Genomic DNA, 17,910 nt, shown 5'->3' with positions numbered 1-17,910 from the left:
CGGCGGATCGCGGTGCGCGCCGCCGGGCCGGCCGAGGGCGCCCCGCGGGTGCGCTGACCCGGCGCCGCGCCCGCCCCGAAGCCGCGGGGGACGGGGCGGGCGCGCACCGGGTCAGCGGCGCACCGGGGCGGCCCCGGAGCGGTCGGCGAGGAAAGCCTCGGTGGCTCCGGCCGCGAGCTGGGACTGCCAGCTGCCCCAGGCCCAGTCGAAGCCGTGGTCCGCCCAGGGCACCAGCACGGTCGTGTGTTCGGCCCCGGCCTCCTCCAGTTCGCGGGAGAGGAGGCCGGCCTGGTGGGCGGGGACGACGTGGTCGCGGGTGCCCTGGACGATGAGGGTGGGCGGTACGTCGCCGTCGACCTGCGCGGCGGGCGACGTCGCCGCGTACCGCTCGGGCGCGGCGGAGGGCAGCGCGCCGTAGTGCATCGGCGCGATCGCGCGGCCCATCTCCGGCACGCCGCCGCTGCGCACCATGTCGGCGGTATCGGTGGGGCCGTAGAAGGAGACGGCGCTGCGCACCGGCTGCTCGGAGACGTCGCAGGTCGGCGGGTACTCACCGTCGCCGATGGTGTACCCGGCCAGCAGAGCGAGGTTGCCGCCGGCCGAGGCGCCGCCGACCGAGACCGCGGCCGGGTCGACACCGAAATCGGCCGCCTTCTCCCGGACCTTGCCCAGCGCACACTTGACGTCGCCGGCCTGCTTGTCCCAGCTGGGCGGCGGAGAGAGCCGGTAGTCGACGTCGAAGACGGTGTAGCCCCGCTCGGTGAGGTACCGGTGCAGCGGCGCGTTCTCGCCGCGCTGCCCGCCGACCCAGCCGCCGCCGTGGGCCCAGACCACCGCGGCGCCGTTGCCCTCGCCGTCCGCCGGGCGCCACACGTCGGCCTTCAGCGGGGTACCGCCGACGTCGGCGTAAGTGAAGCTGTCGTCCGGAGGCCCGGGGTCGGGACGGATCTGCAGGTGTGCGGAGGGCGAGAGATCGACGCCGTGCTCGGCGGCGGCGCGCTCGGCCGCGGCCCACGGCAGTACGGCGGCGGCGAGCGCGGCGGCCGCGGTCGCACCGGACACCAGCGCGGCCCAGCGGAGCCTGCGGCGCAGCGCGAGGGCGAGCAACGCCCCCGCAGCGAGCGCGGGCACCGCCATCAGCGGCGACAGCCCGGTCACCATCATCGACACGGTCAGCCCCCAGCGGGGCAGGACCGGTGCGACGACGGCGGCGAGCAGCGCGGCGACCGCCGCCGCTGCCAGCAGTACGGCCGCGCGCAGCACCCAGTCGCCGTACCCCCGGCCCCGGGGCGCGTCTCCGGTCGGCGTCTCCACCTCGTCGGTCGTCACGCCCGCCAGGGTAGGGGCCCTGCACCGGCCCGCGGGCTTCAGGGCCGCGGCCGGCGTGTGCCGGGCCGCCTCCACCGCCTCAGTGGCCCCGGCCTGGCCCCGGCGGGGCTGCGAACCGGACGCCGGCCGCGGTTGAGGACGCGGAGCGGCCCTGACCGACCGGCCCGCGACCGCGTTGGGCACACCCGCATGGGAAGGCCGCCGCGCGCGGACAGGCGCACGCCGGGGCGACCGGCGCGAAGGGCCGCGGTGTCTGCAGCGGCCGGGGGCGGGGCCGCGCCCGCCCGGCGGTCGACGACGCCGTCTCGGCGGTGCCGGTCTGCGGCGGCCTGCGGCATGGGGCCGACGCGGCGGCCCGCGGCGATCGCGGCCGGCCGCCGGGGTCGGGACGTATCCGGCTGCGGGACACTCGCCCTCGGGCCGCGGCCGACCTCCCGACCGGGGCCGGGTGCTCTGCACCACCCGCTCAGCACCCGCGGCGGAGCAGCGTCCTGCGGAACCCCCGCGCCCCGCACCTGGACACCGCGGGTCCACCGGTCGCGGTGCCCCCCGCCCCCCTGCCTGCCCGGGAGCCGCGCAGCGCACCGCATCCGTTCCTCTGCCCGTGGTGCGGTGCGCCCACCGGCTCCGCCCAGGCGGCAGTCAGTCCCGCGGGCCGGGCGGCGCCGCCGGGGGCGGGCCCAGCGAACCGGCGAGGTGGACGCCGGTGGGCAGGAGGCGGCTGCGGCGGCGCGGCGCATCGGGGCCGGCGTCGACCATGGCGGTGAGTGCGGAGACGGCGTGCCGGCCCAGTTCGGCCGCTGGGGCGCGGACGGCGGCGACGGCGGGTCCGGGGAGGCCGGTGAAGGCGATGTCGTCGGCGGCTGCGACGCTGAGGTCGCGCGGGATCTGCACGCCGAGCCGGCCGAACTCGAACAGGGCGCCCAGCAGAAGAAGGCTGTTGTAGACGAGGACGGCCGTGCAGCCGGTGCGCAGGATCCCCGCGGCCGCACCGGCGCCCTCCGCGAAAGCCGGGCGGACCGGGCCCAGCACGCGCAGGCGGAGGCCGGACTCGCGCGCGTGGGCGACCAGCTCGTCCCGGCGGCGCCGGTCCATCCAGGAGCCCGGCGGGCCGGCCAGGTAGGCGACGTCGTGGTGGCCGAGCTCGACGAGGCGGTCGTAGACGGCCGCGATCCCGCCCGGCGTGTCCGCGGTGAACGAGGTCAGGCCGGGGACGCTGCGGTTGATCGCCACCACCGGCTTGCGCGCGTGCACGCGCTTGAGCTCGGCCGCGGCGCTCACCGGCGACAGCAGGGCGAATCCGTCCACCTGGCTCTCCAGCTCGGCCAGCGCGGCCGCCTCGCGCGCGGCGTCGCCGCCGGTCACGGCGATGATCACGCGGCGGCCGCTCTCCGCGGCCAGGTCCTGGGCGGCGGTCGCCGTGGCGGCGTAGAAGGGGTTGTCCAGGTCGTGCACGAGCAGGGCGAGGAAGCCGGTGCGGCCGGTGATCAGCGCCCGGGCCGCCGGATTGGCGCGGAAACCGAGCCGGTCGGCGGCCTCCCGCACCCGGGCCAGCGTGGCCCCGGCCACCATGTCGGGGCGCGAGAGCGCCCGCGACACCGTCGATGCCGACACCCCGGCCGCCTGCGCCACGTCCTGCAGGCTCGCCACTGCACACCTCATTCCGGCTGGGTCCCTGGTCACACTGGCGGGCCGGCGCTGGCCCCGCCTCCCCGGTCGAGGCTACGCTGTTGCAATCGATTGCAGTACCGTTTGCAACCGTCATGGCAGCTCGCGGGGTGGAATCTGCACCGGTTCCGCACCGCACTGCACGCGCCGCGGCCTTCCGCACGGGCACTGCACCCCGGCCGGGAGCCAGCGCACTCGCGGGCCCGACCCGCGGCACCGGCCCGGCGCGAACCGGAGCCGGCGCCGAACCGGCCCGCACTAGCGTCCGACCGCCGACCCCAGCCCGCCCGCACTGCTCCGCCCGGACGGTGCCGGACCGCGACCCCCGGGAGTGGAATGCCCCGCCCGTCCCCAACCGCACCGCCGCACCCGCCGCCGGACGCCCGCGCGGCCCGGCGCCCGCGCCGCCGCCCGCCGATGGCGCTCCTGCTGGTCCCCGGCCTGGCGGTCATCCTGCTCGCGTTCGTCGAACCGGTCGCGGCCGCCCTGGCCTGGCCGCCCGACGGCGACCCGGCGGCGGTCGCCCGGGCAACCGGCGACCTGCTCACCGACCCCTACCTGCTCCCGGTCATCGCGCGCACGGTCCGCGTCTCCGTGCTGACCACGCTGGCCTGCCTGCTGCTCGGCTTCCCGGTCGCCTACCTGATCGCGCGGGCGCCGGCCCCCTGGTCCGGCCGGCTGCTGGCGCTCGCGATCTTCCCGCTGCTGCTCAACACCGTCGTGCGCACCTACGGATGGGTGGTGGTGCTGGGCAGCGAGGGCCTGGTCGGCCAGATCGGCGCCGCCCTCGGCCTCGGCCGGGTCCAGCTGCTCTACACCGAGACCGCGATCGTGCTCGGCCTGGTCCAGCTTTTCCTTCCGCTGATGATCCTGTCCTGCTACTCCAGCCTCGCCCAGCAGGACCGCCGGCTGGAGGAGGCCGCGCGCGGCCTGGGCGCCTCGGCCGGACGCGCCTTCCGCACCGTCGTACTGCCGCTCGCGGTGCCCGGGGCGCTGGTCGGCTGCACCCTCGTCTTCGCCGGCGCCGTCACCGCCTTCACCACACCGCAACTGCTGGGCGGCCCGCGGGAGCGGCTGCTGTCGACACTGCTCTACAGCCGGGTCAACGTCACCCTCGACTGGCCCTCGGCCAGCGCCGTCGCCCTCGTCATGACGCTCCTGGTCGTGGCCGTCACAGCGCTGTCCGCCCGACTCCGCACGATCGGGAGCACCACCTGATGATCCTGCGACGACGCCCGTTCCTGTCCCTGCTCACCGCGGCGGCATTCCTGCTCATGCTGGGCCCGGTGGTGATCCTGCTGGGCGTGGCCTTCACCGCCGGGTCCACGCTGTCCTTCCCACCGGAGGGCCTGTCCCTGCGCTGGTTCTCCGCGGCCCTGTCCTACACCCCGTTCCTCGACGCCTTCGGCACCAGCCTCACCGTGGCCGCGGTCTCCACCGTGCTCGCCCTGGGCCTGGGCATCCCGGCCACGCTCGCGCTGCACCGCGGCCGGGTGCCGGGGCGCTCGGTGATCGAGAACCTGTTCTTCGCCCCCATCGTCGTGCCGGAGCTGGTGCTGGGCCTGGCCCTCTTCCAGCAGCTGATGGTGGGCATGCGGGTCACCGCGGTGGGCGCGCTCGTCGTGGGCCACACCGTGCTGCTGCTGCCCTACGCCGTGCGGGTGGTGGGCGCATCCCTTGCGCTGGCCGACCCCCGGTTGGAGGAGGCCGCCCGCGGCCTGGGCGCCGGCCCGGTCCGCGCGTTCTTCACCGTCACCCTGCCGGTGCTGCTCCCGGGCATCCTCTCGGCGACCATCCTCGCCTTCATCACCTCGCTGAACAACGTGCCGCTGTCCCTGCTGCTCACCGGGCCGGGCGTCGCCACGCTGCCGGTCGAGATGCTCAACTACGTCCAGTCGTCGTTCGACCCGGTGGTCGCCGCCGTCAGCGTGCTGCTGCTCGCGCTGAGCGTCGCGGTCGCGTTCACCACCGAGCGCGTCGCCGGCTTCACCCGCGTCTTCGGCCGCTAAGGAGAACCCATGACCCCTGTCGTTGAACTCGACCGCGTCGGGCTCCGCTACGGCGGCCGGCGCGGCGGTACCGACGCCGTCGCCGACCTGGACCTCCAGGTCGAGCGGGGCCGCTTCACCACGCTGCTGGGGCCCAGCGGCTGCGGCAAGACCACCACCCTGCGGATGATCGCCGGGTTCCTCACCCCCACCTCCGGGCGGATCCTGCTGGAGGGCGAGGACGCCACCCGCACACCGCCCGAGCAGCGCAACATCGGCATGGTCTTCCAGTCCTACGCCCTGTTCCCGCACCTCACGCTGCTGGACAACGTCGGCTACGGCCTGCGCATGCGCAGGCGGCCCGCAACGGAGGTGCGCGAGCGCGCCGGCGCGGCGCTGGAGCTCGTCGGCCTGTCCCACCTGGCCGACCGCAAGCCGGGCGCGCTCTCCGGCGGACAGCAGCAGCGGGTGGCGCTGGCCCGCGCCGTGGCCATCCGCCCCTCCGTGCTGCTGCTGGACGAGCCGCTGTCCAACCTGGACGCGCAGCTGCGCGTGCAGATGCGCCGCGAGCTGCTCGACGTGCAGCGGGAGACCGGGCTGACGGCCATCCTGGTCACCCACGACCAGCAGGAGGCACTGGAGCTCTCCGACACCATGGTCATCCTCAACGCCGGCCGGCTGGAGCAGCAGGGCGCACCGCGCGCGGTGTTCCCCGCGCCGGCCACCCGGTTCGTCGCCGACTTCCTCGGCTATGACGCCGTGCCCGCGCTGCCCGGCCGCGGGCCGGCCGCGGTGCGCCCCGAACACGTGCGGCTGCTGCCGGCGGGCGAGCGGGAGCCCGAAGCCGACACCGGCCTCGACGGAACCGTCCGCACGGTCACCTACCAGGGCGCGGGCTGCCTGGTCGAGGTCGGTGTGGACGGGGCCGCAGAGCCGGACGCTGCGGTGCGCGCACTGCACCCCGGCGACGACCTGCGGCCCGGCGACCGCGTCCGGGCCGTCCTTCCGGCGCGCCACCTCGTCGAGCTGGCCGAAGGCAGCGCCGCCGCGCCGGCCGCCCGAGCGGGCGGGGGCGCACGATGACCGGGGCCCGGGCACGCGCGGCGGCCGCCTGCACGGCCGGCGCGGCAGTCCTGCTGGCGGGGGCCTGCGCACCGGTGCGCGAGGACGACCCCGGCACGCTGGTCGTCAGCACCTTCGCCTTCGCCACTGAAGAGTTCATGGAGGTCGTGGGCGAACCCTTCGAGGAAGAGACCGGAATCGAGGTGGTGCTGGACACCGGCACCAACGCCGGACGGCTGACCAAGCTCCGCATCAACGCCGAGACCCCGGACACCGACGTGGTCCTCATCTCCGACTACTACGCGCGGATCGGCACCGACATGGGCCTGTTCGCGCAGATCGACCCGGCCGACGTGCCCGCAATGGCCGGAATCCAGCCCTGGGCCGCCGACCCCGAGGGGTACGGGCCCGCCTACACCTTCCAGCTGCTCGGCCTGATGTACCGGACCGACCTGGTGCAGCGCCCGCCGGAGTCCTGGGACGACCTGTGGGCCCGCCCCGCGGGCGGCTACGCGCTGCCGGACATCTCGGTGTCGGCCGGCCCGATGATGGTGGCCGCGGCCGGCGAGCACTTCGGCACCGGGGTGGACGACGCCGACGCGGCCTTCGACGCGCTCGCCGAGATCGGCCCCGGCGCGATGCAGCTCTACACCGGCTCCACCGAGGTGACCAGCCTGCTGGAGCGCGGCGAGGTCGCCGTAGCCGCGGGCCTGGACAACTTCGCCATGGACTCGGTGGAGGCGGGCCGTCCCGTCGCGTTCGCCGCTCCGGAGGAGGGCCGCGTCATGACCGCCAACACCGTGCAGGTGGTCCGGGGCGCGCCGAACGAGGCGGGCGCGCTGGCCTTCGCCGACTTCCTGCTCCGCCCCGAGGTGCAGGAGGGCATGGCCGCGGCGCTGTTCGACAAGCCCGTCGCGCTGGACGCCGAACCGACCCCGCTGATGGAGGACGTCTCCGGCCAGGCCGCGCACGACCCCGCGGCGGCCGGGTACCGCCAGGGCGATCTCGACCAGATCGCCCGAGAGCGCTCGGCCTGGCTGGACCGCTACACCGAGGAGGTGGCCCGGTGAGCCGGCCCGTGGTGATCGACTGCGACCCCGGAGTCGACGACGCGCTGGCGCTGCTGCTGGCACTCGCCTCGCCGGAGCTGGACGTGCACGGGGTGACCGCGGTGGCGGGCAACACCGGCCTAGAGGCCGTGACCCGCAACGCCGCACACGTGCTCGACCTGGCCGGCGCGCCCGCCGGGCTGCCGCTGCTGGCGGGGCTGGACGGCCCGATCGCCGGCGGCGCGCGCATCCCCGACGAGCCCATGCACGGCGCGGGCGGCCTCGGCGGGCTGGTGCCGGCCGCACCGCCGCGCTCCCCCGCCCCGGGCGACGCGGTCGACTGGATCGCCGAGCAGGCACTCGCCGCACCGGGCACCCTCACCCTGCTCGCCCTGGGGCCGCTGTCCAACGCGGCCGCGCTGCTCGACCGCCACCCGGCGGCGGCCCGGGCGCTGCGCGGCATCACCCTGATGGGCGGCGCCGCCTTCGCCCAGGGCAACACCACCCCCGCGGCCGAGTTCAACTTCCACGCCGACCCGGAGGCGGCGCACGCCGTCTGCACGTCCGGGCTGCCACTGCAGATCGTCGGCCTGGACGTGACCCGTGCGGCCCTCTTTCCCCGGGAGCGCGCCGCGGAGCTGGCCGGGCTCGGCGGCGCGGCCGCCGCGGCGGGCCGGCTGCTGCTCGACTACATCGCCCGCTACGAGGAGCGCTTCGGCGTCGCCGCGGCTCCGGTGCACGACGCCCTCGCCGTCGCAGCACTGGTCCGTCCGGCACTGCTGGAGTGGCACCGCGGGACGGCGCAGGTCGAATGCTCGGGCGCGCTGACGCGCGGGGCGCTCGTCGCCGACGTGCGCACCCCCGGACGCGACCGCGGCACCGCCATCGCCCGCTCCGTCGACGCCGGCGGCTTCGCCGCGCTGCTCGCCGAGCGCATCGCCCGGCACGGCGCGCCCCCGCGGGACTGACGGCCGGCGCCGCATCCGCGGCCCCCTGACGACGAAGGAAGGAAGCACCCGAATGCTCAACGCCGACCTGCTCATCCGAGGAGGCCGCGTCGTGTCCGTGCAGACCGGGGAGGTGTGGCCGGCCGACGTCGCCGTCACCGGCGAGCACATCCGCAGCCTGCTGCCGCCGGGAGCGCCGGTCGACGCCGGCCGGGTGATCGACGCCGCCGGCCTGATCGTGGCGCCCGGCTACGTGGACGCGCACATGCACGTGGAGAGCTCGCTGCTGGCGCCGGCCGAGTTCGCCCGGGTCAGCCTGGCCCGCGGCACGACCACCGTGCTGGCCGACGCGCACGAAATCGTCAACGTCGCCGGGCGCGCCGGCCAGGCGTGGATGATCGAGCAGGGCGCGCGGACCCGGCAGACCATGCGGTGGGCGGTGCCCTCCTGCGTGCCGGCGCTGGACGGCTTCGAAACGGCCGGGGCGCGGCTGGACGACTCCGACATCGCCGCCATGCTGGACTGGGACGGCGTCGACACGCTCGGCGAGGTGATGGACTACCGGGCCGTGGTCGGCGGCGACCAGCGGATGCACGCCGTCATCGCCGCGGCGCGGCGCCGCGGCGTCCGGCTGGACGGGCACTGCCCCGACCTGTCTGGCGCCGACCTCGCCACCTACATGTACGCCGGCATCGACTCCGACCACTGCAAGAACCGCCCCGAGGTCGCGGTGGAGAAGGCCCGCCTGGGCATGCTGCTGATGCTGCAGGAGAAATGCCTGACCCCCGAGGTGGTCGACGCCCTGCTGGACCTGCCGCATCTGCCGGACTTCTGCCTGGTCACCGACGACATCGCGGTGGACGCCCTGGTGCGCACCGGCCACCTGGACCGGGTGGCGTCGGTGGCGCTGGAGCGGGGGCTTCCGCCGCTGGCGGTGCTGCGCGCGCTCACCCTGCACCCGGCCCGCCGGCTGGGCCTGGACGACCGCGGACAGGTCTCCCCCGGCCGCCGCGCCGACCTGGTGCTGCTGCGCTCGCTCAGCGATCCGGCGCCGGAGCTGGTACTGGCCGGCGGCGCCGTGGCGGGGCGGGGCGGCAGCCCGGTGGAGGAGCCGGGCGCGGCGCCCGTGCACCCGTTCGGCGCGACCGTGCGCATCCCCGCGCCCGGCCCGGAAGCGGCGCAGTGGCGGGTGGACCTGCCCGACGGGGAGCACGCGTTCCGCGCGATCCGCGTCAACGGGGTCGACACCTCCACCCGCGCCGACACGGTGGTGCTGCCGGTACGCGGCGGCGCGGTGGGGTGGGTGGGCCGCACCGCGGTGGTCGCGGTGTTCGAACGGCACACCGGCGCCGGCGGCCCCGCGGCCTTCGCCCCGGTGGTCGGGCAGGAGCTGCAGCCCGGCGCCTTCGCCACCACCTACGCGCACGACAGCCACAACCTGACGGTGGTCGCCACGTCGGCCGGCGCGCTCGTGGAGGCGGCCCGGGGGGTGGTCGCGGCCGGCGGAGGCATGCGCCTGGTCCGCGACGGCGGGCCCGGCGCCGGCCTGGACCTGCCGATCGGCGGTGTGATGTCCGAGCGCCCCGCACCGGAGGTGGCCGCGGCGGCGGGGGCGGTCCGCGATGCGATCGCCGCCTGGGGGTGGACCAACCGCAACGCGTTCATGAGCCTGTCCACGCTGACCCTGGCCGTCTCTCCCGAGGTGAAGATCACCGACCGCGGTCTCGTGCGCGTCGTGGAGCGCGCGTGGGAGCCCGCGACCGTCGCCTCCGGCTGACCCCGGCCGCCGGCCGCCGGAAGGGCCGCGCCCGGCGGCGCTCTCAGTACCCGCGGTCGATCCACTCCTGCAGGTGCGGCTTCTCGTCGCCGATGGCGGTCGAGGGGCCGTGGCCGGTGAGGACGCGGGTGTCGCCGGGCAGTACCAGGAGCCGGTCCCGGATGGAGGCGATGATGGCCGGGAAGTCCGAGTAGGACCGCCCGGTCGCCCCGGGGCCGCCCTGGAACAGGGTGTCGCCGCTGAACAGCGCGGTCAGCTCGGGCGCGTGGAAGCAGACCGCGCCGGGCGAGTGGCCGGGCGTGTGCAGGACGCGCAGCGCGGTGCCGGCCGCGGGGACGGACTGGCCGTCGGCGAGGTCGCCGTCGGGCGCGCGCCCCGGGTGCTCCATGTCCCACAGCACGCGGTCGGCCGGATGCAGCAGGATCGGGGCGCCGGTGGCGTCGGCGACGTCCGGGGCCGCGCCGACGTGGTCGCTGTGCCCGTGGGTGCACAGGACCGCGGTGAGCCGCCGATCGCCCAGCGCCGCGAGGACGGCGCCGGCGTCGTGCGCGGGGTCGATGACGACGGCCTCGCGGTCGTCGCCGACGATCCAGACGTTGTTGTCGACCTCCCAGGCCCCGCCGTCCAGGCGGAAGTAGCCGGAGGTGGTGAGGTGCTCGATACGGGGCCCGTTCACAGCCGCACCACCGATCGCAGGACGTTGCCGCCCTTCATCCGCGCGAAGGCCGCCTCGACGTCGCCGATTCCGATCTCCTCGGTGACGAAGGCGTCCAGCGGCAGCCGGCCCTGCAGATAGAGGTCGACGAGCTGGGGGAAATCGCGCGAGGGCAGGCAGTCGCCGTACCAGGAGGACTTCAGTGCACCGCCGCGGCCGAAGACGTCCAGCAGCGGCAGCTCGATGCGCATGTCCGGGGTGGGCACGCCGACCAGGACGACGGTGCCGGCCAGGTCGCGCGCGTAGAACGCCTGCTCGTAGGTCTGCGGCAGGCCGACGGCCTCGATGACAACGTCGGCGCCGAACCCGCCGGTCAGCTCGCGGATCGCGGCGACCGGGTCGGTGGTGGAGGCGTCCACCGCGTGGGTGGCGCCGAGGCCGCGGGCGGTCTCCAGCTTCCGGTGGTCGGTGTCGACGGCGATGATCGTGCCGGCGGCGGCGAGGCGCGCGCCGGCCACCGCGGCGCAGCCCACTCCGCCGCAGCCGATGACGGCGACGGAGTCGCCGCGGGTGACGCCGCCGGTGTTGACGGCGGCGCCGATGCCCGCCATCACCCCGCAGCCGAGCAGCCCGGCGGCGGCCGGGTCGGCCGCCGCGGAGACCTTCGTGCACTGGCCGGCCGCGACCAGTGTCTTCTCGGCGAAGGCGCCGATGCCGAGGGCGGGGGTGAGCTCGGTGCCGTCCGCCAGGGTCATCCGCTGGGCGGCGTTGCGGGTGTCGAAGCAGTACTGCGGCCGGCCGCGGCGGCACGCCCGGCAGCGGCCGCACACCGCGCGCCAGTTGAGGACCACGAAGTCGCCCGGGGCGACCTCGTCGACGCCGGGGCCGACCGCCTCCACGGTACCGGCCGCCTCGTGGCCGAGCAGGAAGGGGAAGGCGTCCTCGATACCGCCGTCGCGGTAGTGCAGGTCGGTATGGCAGACGCCGCAGGTCTGCACCTGCACGACGGCCTCGCCCGGACCGGGGTCGGGGACGACGACGGTGGTGAGTTCGACGGGCTCGCCCTCGGCCCGCGCCACGACTCCCTGGACCCGTTGCGGCATGCACACTCCCTCGGTGGCGGCGTGTCCGGCTCTGCCGGGGCGGTGCGCCCGGCAGACAGGACCACCCTGCACGATCGGCGGCGGGCGGTCCACCACCGCGCGCGCCGACGGGCCCGCCGGCGCGGTGCCGGTCCGTCCGGCTCCGCGCCGCAGCGCCGCGCCGGTACGGCCCGGCGCGCTCGGCCGGCGCGCCCCGCCGCCTCACCCGCAGCCGCGGGACGGAACGGCATCCGGGGGGATATCGGGGCCGCAGGGTCCCGTGATAGGAACCCGTTCACCAGCACCGTTCGGCGCACTGTGCCGAGAATACGGAGGCCGCAGCCGCCCATCATCAGCGTTCCGATTGTGCAACGCCCGGTATGTCGGTATGTTCTGTCGTCGCCCGGGGGCGGCCGCAATCCGGTCAGACCTCCGGGCCCAGCGGGCCGCCCCCCGAGGGCGTGCGCAGCGGCGCACCCCTCCACTTGCACCATTGCCGACGCTGCGGAGGCCCTTCTTTGCAACCCCGTACCTCGTTCGAGGTCCCCCTGCCCGACCACGATGTGATCGAGTCGGTGCGCCAGACGTGCTCCCGCATCCCGGCCGGCTCCACGGAGCTGGCAGACCGGTTCTACGAACACCTGTTCGCGATGGCGCCGGAGCTGCGCACGATGTTCAGCGAGGACATGGCGCCCCAGCGCCAGCGCATGTCCGACGCCCTGCTCAAGGTGCTGCAGAACCTGGACCGGCCGGACCAGGTCGTGCCCTATCTGCGCAAGCTGGGCGCCTACCACGCCGGCCAGCTCAGCCTGGACGCCGAGCACTACCCGCCGGTGGGCCGCGCCCTGCTCCGCGCGGCCAGCGACGTCGCCCCCGAGTGGTCCTCCGCCGACAGCTCCTCGTGGGTGCTGGTCTACGAGTGGATCGCCGCGACCATGATCGCCGGCGCCGAAGAGCGCACCGCGAAGCGGCAGCCGCGCTCCCCCGATCCGGCGCAGCCGCCTCCCCGCGCCCACGCCCCCTCCTCCTCCCGAGAGGCCATCCGGTGAACGACGCCAGCGCGCACACGGCAGCCCCCGCCCCCGAGTCGCCCGGCATCGCGGGCTCCCGGCGGATGGGCGAGCGCCTCGCCCAGTCCCTCTACGGCACCGAGCAGCGGGCCGAGCGCTTCTACCGCGACCAGATGGGCGACCGGCTCAACGCGGCGATGCGCGAGTTCGTGGCCCGCCAGGACATGCTGTTCATCGCAACGGCGGACGCGCGCGGCGACTGCGACTCCTCGTTCCGCGCCGGCCCGCCCGGGTTCGTGCACGTCATCAACGACCGGACGCTGGCCTACCCCGAATACCGCGGCAACGGGGTCCTGGCCAGCGTCGGCAACATCACCGAGAACCCGCGCATCGGCCTGATGTTCCTCGACTTCACCGCGGACCGGATCGGCCTGCACGTCAACGGCCGCGCCCGGCTGGCCGACGACGCCGAGCTGCGCGCCGACGTCGTGGACCTGCCGGTGCCGGAGAACCCGGGGCAGCGGCCGGTGCTGTGGGTCATCGTGGCGGTGGACGAGGCCTACATCCACTGCCGCAAGCACATCCCGCGGCTGCGCCGGGTGGGCGAGGGCGACGACTGGGGCACCGACGACCCGCAGCGCAAGGGCGGCGACTTCTTCGGCGTGCGCGCCGACCGCTCCTGATCCGGCGGAGCCGGCGCACCGCTACTGCGGGATCGGGACGGTCATCATCGGATCGGTGGTGGGCTGCTCGGAACCCCCTTCGGGCTCCACACTGACGGCCACGGCCTCGGCGCCGCCGGTCCCGGTGCGCAGCGGGGCACTGGTCTGCCCCCCGGCCACGTCGAGCAGGCCCGCCGAGCGGACCGTACCCCCGGGGTCGGCCAGCCAGAGCTGGTAGTCCTCGCCGTCCAGCCGGTCCAGCCCGCCGGCGGTGAACACCAGGGAGCCGTGCGCCTCGGAGACGACGACCGTGCCGGTCGTGCCGTCCGCGCCGTCCGCGGTGGCCGTTTCGGCGTCGGGGGCCGACAGGACCGCCGCCACCGCCCGCTGCTCGTCCTGCAGCCGGTTGATCCGGTCCCACTGGGCCAGCGCGGTCGTCCCGAGCGCCAGGATGAGGGCGAGGCAGGCGGCGAGGGCCAGGCCGGAGGCGCCGCGCCACCAGCGTGCCGGGCGCACCGCGTCGGCTCCGGGCGGTGCGGGCGTGACCTGGCGGGTGCGCGCGACCTCGTCCAGGACCGCGCGGCGCAGCCGCTCCGGCGGGGTGCGTGCCGACGCCTCGCCGAGCCGCGCCGCCGTCTCGACCAGTCCGCGCACCTCCTCGGTGCAGGTGTCGCAGGTCGCGAGGTGGCGCTCGAAGCGCCGCATCTCCTCGCCGGAGAGCGCGTCCATCGCGTATGCGCCCGCCAGGGCGTGGACGTCCGGTCGCATCAGGCTCTTCACCAATCCACCCCCAGGCAGTCGCGCAGGCGGATCAGTCCGTCGCGCATGCGGGTCTTCACGGTTCCCAGGGGAGCAGACAGCAGCTTGGCCACTTCCTTGTAGGTGTACCCGCTGTAGTAGGCGAGCTGGACCGCCTGCCGCTGGAGCTCGGTGAGGGTGCCGAGACACCGGCGCACCCGCTCCCCTTCCAGCCGTGCGGTGGCCTCCTCCTCGACCTCGTCGAAAGGGCGCGACCCCATCCCGGCCGACGCGCGCTGCTCCCGGCGGGCGCCGGCCTCCTCCGAGCGCACCCGGTCCACGGCGCGGCGGTGCGCCAGGGTCATCACCCACGCCTTGGCGCTGCCGCGCTGCTGCTCGTAGCGGGAGGCGGTGCGCCAGACATCGACCAGCACCTCCTGGGCCACCTCCTCGGACTGCGCGGGGTCGCGGAGGATGCGCAGCACGAGCCCGTAGACCGACGGGCTCACCTCGTCGTAGACGCGCTCGAAGGCGCCCTCGTCGCCGCGGGCCGTCAACTGCAGCAGGCCGGCGAGGGCCTCCCCGCCGCCCCCGCCGTCCGGCTCCTCGGCGGACCGCGCCCGTTCCTGTCCGTTCATGCGTCTCGTTTCCGGTCCGTTGTCTGCTGGGGCGAGTCTCCCGCGGCCCGCCCGGGAAGCCGGGGGACGCGCTCTCCGCAGCATCCTCCTGCGCCGGCCTGCCGCGCGGGCCCGTTCGGCGCACAGCGCCCGGCGGTCCGGAACCGGACCGCCGGGCGTGCGCTCAGCGGCGCGGTGCGCTGCGCCCGGTCAGGACTGCGGCATCAGGACGCCGTCGATGATGTAGACGGTGGCGTTGGCGGTCTGCACGTTGCCGCAGACCACGCCGGCCTCGTCGTTCACCGTGAAGTCCTCGCCCGAGCCGGACGTGGTGACCTCGTCGCCCTGCAGCGAGGTGAACGTGCCGTCGGCCAGCTCGTCCGGGGCGTGCTTGCCCTCGACGACGTGGTAGGTCAGCACCTCGGTGAGCTGCTCCTTGTCCTCCAGCAGCGCGTTCAGGTCCTCCTCGGGAACCTTGTCGAACGCGGCGTTGGCCGGCGCGAAGACAGTGATGTCCTCGGCGTCGTTGAGCGTGTCGACGAGGTCGGCCTCGGTGACGGCGTCCACCAGCGTGGACAGCTCCGGGTTGTTGGAGGCGGCCGTCGCGACCGGGTCCTCCGCCATCCCGGAGAAGCTGCCGGCGCCGTCGTCGGGAACGTCGGCGCAGGCCGGGCCGAACGGCTCGTCGCCCATCGCTTCCTCGGTGGCCTCCTGGCTCTGCCCGCCCTCGGACGCGGCACCGGTCTCCTCCTCGGCGCCGCCTTCTCCTCCGCCGCCGCCCATGCCGCAGCCGGTAAGGCCGAGGGCGAGCAGTGCAGCCGCGGACAGGGTGGTGATCGCAGTGGGCTTCATGGTGCCGCTCCTTCTCATCGTGGTGCTCTGCATTGGTTCGGTCGCCGGTGCGCAGCCGCCGGGAGGCGGACGGCTCACTCGACCTGGACTTGGACTGTGTGGAGCCCGGAGGCTCCGTTGGGGATCGGTTCGGCGCGCTCGGCGGTCTGCACGGTGCCGGTGCCGTCGGTCGCGCGGACCTTGAGGGTGTGGCGGCCGGCGTCGAGGCCGACCACCGCCGACCACTGCCGCCAGGTGTCGATGCCCGGGACCTCGGCCAGGTCGGCCTCAGTCCAGTCGCCGCCGTCCACGGCGACCTCGACCGCCTGCACGCCGCGGTGCTGGGCCCAGGCGACGCCGGCGACGGTGGTCTCCCCCGCGTCGAGGCGGGCCAGCGGGCCGGGGACGTCGATCCGCGACATGGTCTTGATCGGGGCCTTCACCGCCCAGTCGCGTTCGGCCCAGTACGCCTTGCGGTCGGCGAAGCGGGTGAGCGTGATGCGCTCCAGCCACTTGGTGGAGCCGACGAAGCCGTAGATGCCGGGGGTGACCATGCGGACCGGGAACCCGTGGTCGAACGGGAGCGGCTCGCCGTCCATGGCAATCGCCAGAAGCGCGTCGCGGCCGTCGAGCACCAGCTCGGTGGGGGTGCCGCAGGTCCAGCCGTCCTGGGAGGTGCTGAGGATCTGGTCGGCCCCGGACTGCACGCCGGCCTCGCGGAGCAGGTCGCCCAGCCGGACGCCCAGCCAGCGCGTGTTGCCGGCCAGTTCGCCGCCGACCTGGTTGGAGACGCAGGTCAGCGTAATGTCGGCCTCGACCAGCGGGAGCCGCAGCAGGGCGGCGTAGTCCAGCTCGACGGGGTCGTCGACCATGCCGTCGATGGTGAGGCTCCAGTCGTCGGGGGCGATCCGCGGCACCGACAGCGCCGTGTCGATCCGGTAGAAGTCCCGGTTGGGGGTGGTGAACGGCGCGATACCGCGCACCGGCAGCTGCACGCCGCGGGGCAGCGGCGGAAGCGGGGCGTCCGCGGACGGCAGCCGCAGCGCCGACCGCGCCTGCTCGGCGCTTCCGCCGGAGCCGAGCTTCCAGCCGACGGCGCCGGCGGCCGCTCCGGCAGCGGTGACGGCCGCGCTGGTGGCCAGGAAGCGCCGCCGGTCGACGCCGTCCCGGGCGCCGCCGTCCGAAGGCGCCCCCCTCCCGGATCCGCCCGCTGAGGGCTCCGCGGCCTCCGCCCGCCGGGGAGGTCCGGGCGGGACCACACGGGTGTTGCGCGCGGTCCGGGAGAGGAGCGCCAGCACCCCCGCCGCAGCGAGCGCCGCCGCGGCGACGGGCAGCAGAGACGGCAGGTCTCCGCTGCGCCGCAGCAGGGCAGCGAGGGCACCGATGAGGGCCAGACCGCCGATGGCGGCATAGCCCGCGCGGGGGCGGCGCAGCGCCGGCCCGCCCAGCAGGAGGGCGCCGCCGATCAGCACGGCGGCCATACCGATGAAGAGCGCGGCCTTGTCGTAGACGCCGAAGACCGCGATCGCGGTCTCCTTCAGCCACGGGGGACTGAAGTCCACGACCGCGTCGCCGACGGAGATCACCGGGGAGGCCGCACCGAGGGCGGCCGCGGCGACCTCGCCCGCGCCCCACGCCGCGGCGGCGACGGCCGCCCCGGTTGCGGGGCCGGCCGCGCGGGCGGCGGCTGCACTCAGCGTCCGTGTACTCACATCAGGGATTCGGTGCGGGTCCCCCGCGGGATTGGCGGAATCTTGATCGGACTGCGGACGGCCCCCGCCCGCCCCACCGGATCCGCCTTCACTGCTCGCTCCCATGGCCGTCCTCCTCTGCGTGCCGGATGGTTCAGCCGCAGTCTCCTCCGCGGAGCGGCCCGGTAGGCCGGGGCGCACTGGGGGCGCAGCGGAGCGGGAGAGCGGGGCCTGCTCCCGGAGCGGCCGCTCCGGGAGCCGCAGCGGCAGGTCCGGGCAGCCGCGCCGAGGGCGCTATCACCCCGGGGCCGCTGGCGGAGCCGCGGCGGTGCGGCGAGCGGCGCAGGGCGGCGCGCTCGGCGCCGCGGCCTGCGGTCCGGACGGGAGCCTGCACCGCCTGCCACGCAGGCCGGACCGCGGATCCCCGACGCTCCGCCGCGCCGCGCGGAGCACGGCACGGCGTGTGGCATAGCGCACAGGCATCCGGCCGGACCGGGGGGCGCGAGCGCGTTTACCGCACTGTTAGCATTGGGGCCGTCGCAAGGTTTTCACACCTCTCCATCGGAGGGGTGGGCCGAGCAGACTCTTTCTATTACTCGCAGTTCCCATCATTTTTCACACCGCGCGCGAGCGTCCTTTCCTGGCGCCCGTCTGCCCTGCCGGGCAGCAGCCAGGAATCCGGCCGCGGACTCCGGCGTGAACATTAGTCCCATCATCGGATGACAGCGACGTCTGTGCAGTTCGCGCACTGCCATCCGACCCAGGGGCGCCCACTCTCAGCCGAATACCTCATGCGGGCCCTGC

16 protein-coding genes are annotated in these 17,910 nt (G+C 75.5%); 8 read left to right on the top strand and 8 right to left on the bottom strand.

From position 1 onward, the window contains the following. Positions 1-111: 111 nt before the first annotated feature. Positions 112-1,329, bottom strand: a complete 1,218-nt coding sequence (locus tag ACYVGT_RS24430; RefSeq protein ID WP_460862749.1) for an alpha/beta hydrolase fold domain-containing protein — start codon at positions 1,327-1,329, stop codon at positions 112-114. Positions 1,330-1,971: 642 nt separating this feature from the next. Next, positions 1,972-2,979, bottom strand: coding sequence for a LacI family DNA-binding transcriptional regulator (locus ACYVGT_RS24425; RefSeq protein WP_460862748.1), 1,008 nt, complete (start codon positions 2,977-2,979; stop codon positions 1,972-1,974). A 435-nt stretch (positions 2,980-3,414) separates the two neighbouring features. On the opposite strand from ACYVGT_RS24425, the gene ACYVGT_RS24420 reads away from it, so the two are divergent. The 6 genes from ACYVGT_RS24420 to ACYVGT_RS24395 are packed head-to-tail and all read left to right on the top strand — an operon-like array spanning position 3,415 to position 9,820. Continuing rightward, the gene (locus tag ACYVGT_RS24420; protein ID WP_460862747.1) at positions 3,415-4,215 is read left to right on the top strand and encodes an ABC transporter permease; all 801 of its coding nucleotides are present in this window, start codon (positions 3,415-3,417) and stop codon (positions 4,213-4,215) included. After that, a complete protein-coding gene (locus tag ACYVGT_RS24415) occupies positions 4,215-5,006 on the top strand; it encodes an ABC transporter permease (RefSeq protein ID WP_460862746.1) in 792 nt (263 codons plus the stop codon). The genes ACYVGT_RS24420 and ACYVGT_RS24415 overlap by 1 nt, the downstream gene beginning before the upstream one ends. A 9-nt stretch (positions 5,007-5,015) precedes the next feature. Next, on the top strand, positions 5,016-6,068 hold the full coding sequence (locus tag ACYVGT_RS24410) for an ABC transporter ATP-binding protein (RefSeq protein ID WP_460862745.1): 1,053 nt from the start codon (positions 5,016-5,018) through the stop codon (positions 6,066-6,068). Further along, positions 6,065-7,117 (top strand): ABC transporter substrate-binding protein, encoded by a 1,053-nt coding sequence (locus ACYVGT_RS24405; protein ID WP_460862744.1) that lies wholly within the window; start codon positions 6,065-6,067, stop codon positions 7,115-7,117. Before ACYVGT_RS24410 ends, ACYVGT_RS24405 begins: the two co-directional genes overlap by 4 nt. Beyond that, positions 7,114-8,064 (top strand): nucleoside hydrolase, encoded by a 951-nt coding sequence (locus ACYVGT_RS24400; RefSeq protein ID WP_460862743.1) that lies wholly within the window; start codon positions 7,114-7,116, stop codon positions 8,062-8,064. The genes ACYVGT_RS24405 and ACYVGT_RS24400 overlap by 4 nt, the downstream gene beginning before the upstream one ends. Positions 8,065-8,116: 52 nt before the next feature. Further along, complete coding sequence (locus ACYVGT_RS24395) at positions 8,117-9,820, top strand: adenine deaminase C-terminal domain-containing protein (protein WP_460862742.1); 1,704 nt, start codon at positions 8,117-8,119, stop codon at positions 9,818-9,820. A gap of 43 nt (positions 9,821-9,863) precedes the next feature. Here ACYVGT_RS24395 and ACYVGT_RS24390 read toward each other — a convergent pair whose 3' ends face one another. After that, positions 9,864-10,496 carry an MBL fold metallo-hydrolase gene (locus tag ACYVGT_RS24390; RefSeq protein ID WP_460862741.1) on the bottom strand — a complete coding sequence of 211 codons (633 nt, stop codon included), beginning with the start codon at positions 10,494-10,496 and terminating at the stop codon, positions 9,864-9,866. Then, a complete protein-coding gene (locus ACYVGT_RS24385) occupies positions 10,493-11,578 on the bottom strand; it encodes an S-(hydroxymethyl)mycothiol dehydrogenase (RefSeq protein WP_460862740.1) in 1,086 nt (361 codons plus the stop codon). Before ACYVGT_RS24385 ends, ACYVGT_RS24390 begins: the two co-directional genes overlap by 4 nt. A gap of 497 nt (positions 11,579-12,075) precedes the next feature. Here ACYVGT_RS24385 and ACYVGT_RS24380 point away from each other — a divergent pair, with 497 nt between their 5' ends. Together ACYVGT_RS24380 and ACYVGT_RS24375 are read left to right on the top strand one after the other, a co-directional pair. Next, positions 12,076-12,606 (top strand): globin domain-containing protein, encoded by a 531-nt coding sequence (locus tag ACYVGT_RS24380; RefSeq protein ID WP_460862739.1) that lies wholly within the window; start codon positions 12,076-12,078, stop codon positions 12,604-12,606. Between the two features lie 65 nt (positions 12,607-12,671). Beyond that, positions 12,672-13,250: a pyridoxamine 5'-phosphate oxidase family protein gene (locus ACYVGT_RS24375; RefSeq protein WP_460862750.1), complete on the top strand. Its 579-nt coding sequence runs from the start codon at positions 12,672-12,674 to the stop codon at positions 13,248-13,250. Between the two features lie 21 nt (positions 13,251-13,271). Here ACYVGT_RS24375 and ACYVGT_RS24370 read toward each other — a convergent pair whose 3' ends face one another. The 4 genes from ACYVGT_RS24370 to ACYVGT_RS24355 all read right to left on the bottom strand — a co-directional run bounded on the left by ACYVGT_RS24370 (position 13,272) and on the right by ACYVGT_RS24355 (position 17,127). Further along, complete coding sequence (locus tag ACYVGT_RS24370; protein ID WP_460862738.1) at positions 13,272-13,997, bottom strand: anti-sigma factor; 726 nt, start codon at positions 13,995-13,997, stop codon at positions 13,272-13,274. An 8-nt stretch (positions 13,998-14,005) separates the two neighbouring features. Beyond that, the gene (gene sigK, locus ACYVGT_RS24365; protein ID WP_460862737.1) at positions 14,006-14,605 is read right to left on the bottom strand and encodes an ECF RNA polymerase sigma factor SigK; all 600 of its coding nucleotides are present in this window, start codon (positions 14,603-14,605) and stop codon (positions 14,006-14,008) included. Positions 14,606-14,794: 189 nt separating this feature from the next. After that, the gene (locus tag ACYVGT_RS24360) at positions 14,795-15,436 is read right to left on the bottom strand and encodes a fasciclin domain-containing protein (protein WP_460862736.1); all 642 of its coding nucleotides are present in this window, start codon (positions 15,434-15,436) and stop codon (positions 14,795-14,797) included. 74 nt (positions 15,437-15,510) lie between these two features. Then, complete coding sequence (locus tag ACYVGT_RS24355; protein WP_460862735.1) at positions 15,511-17,127, bottom strand: molybdopterin-dependent oxidoreductase; 1,617 nt, start codon at positions 17,125-17,127, stop codon at positions 15,511-15,513. Positions 17,128-17,910 lie beyond the last annotated feature (783 nt).

The organism is Nocardiopsis coralliicola (genome assembly GCF_054779695.1).
The sequence above is the reverse complement of the archived record's forward strand: the minus strand, read 5'-3'. Positions and strand labels throughout refer to the sequence as shown.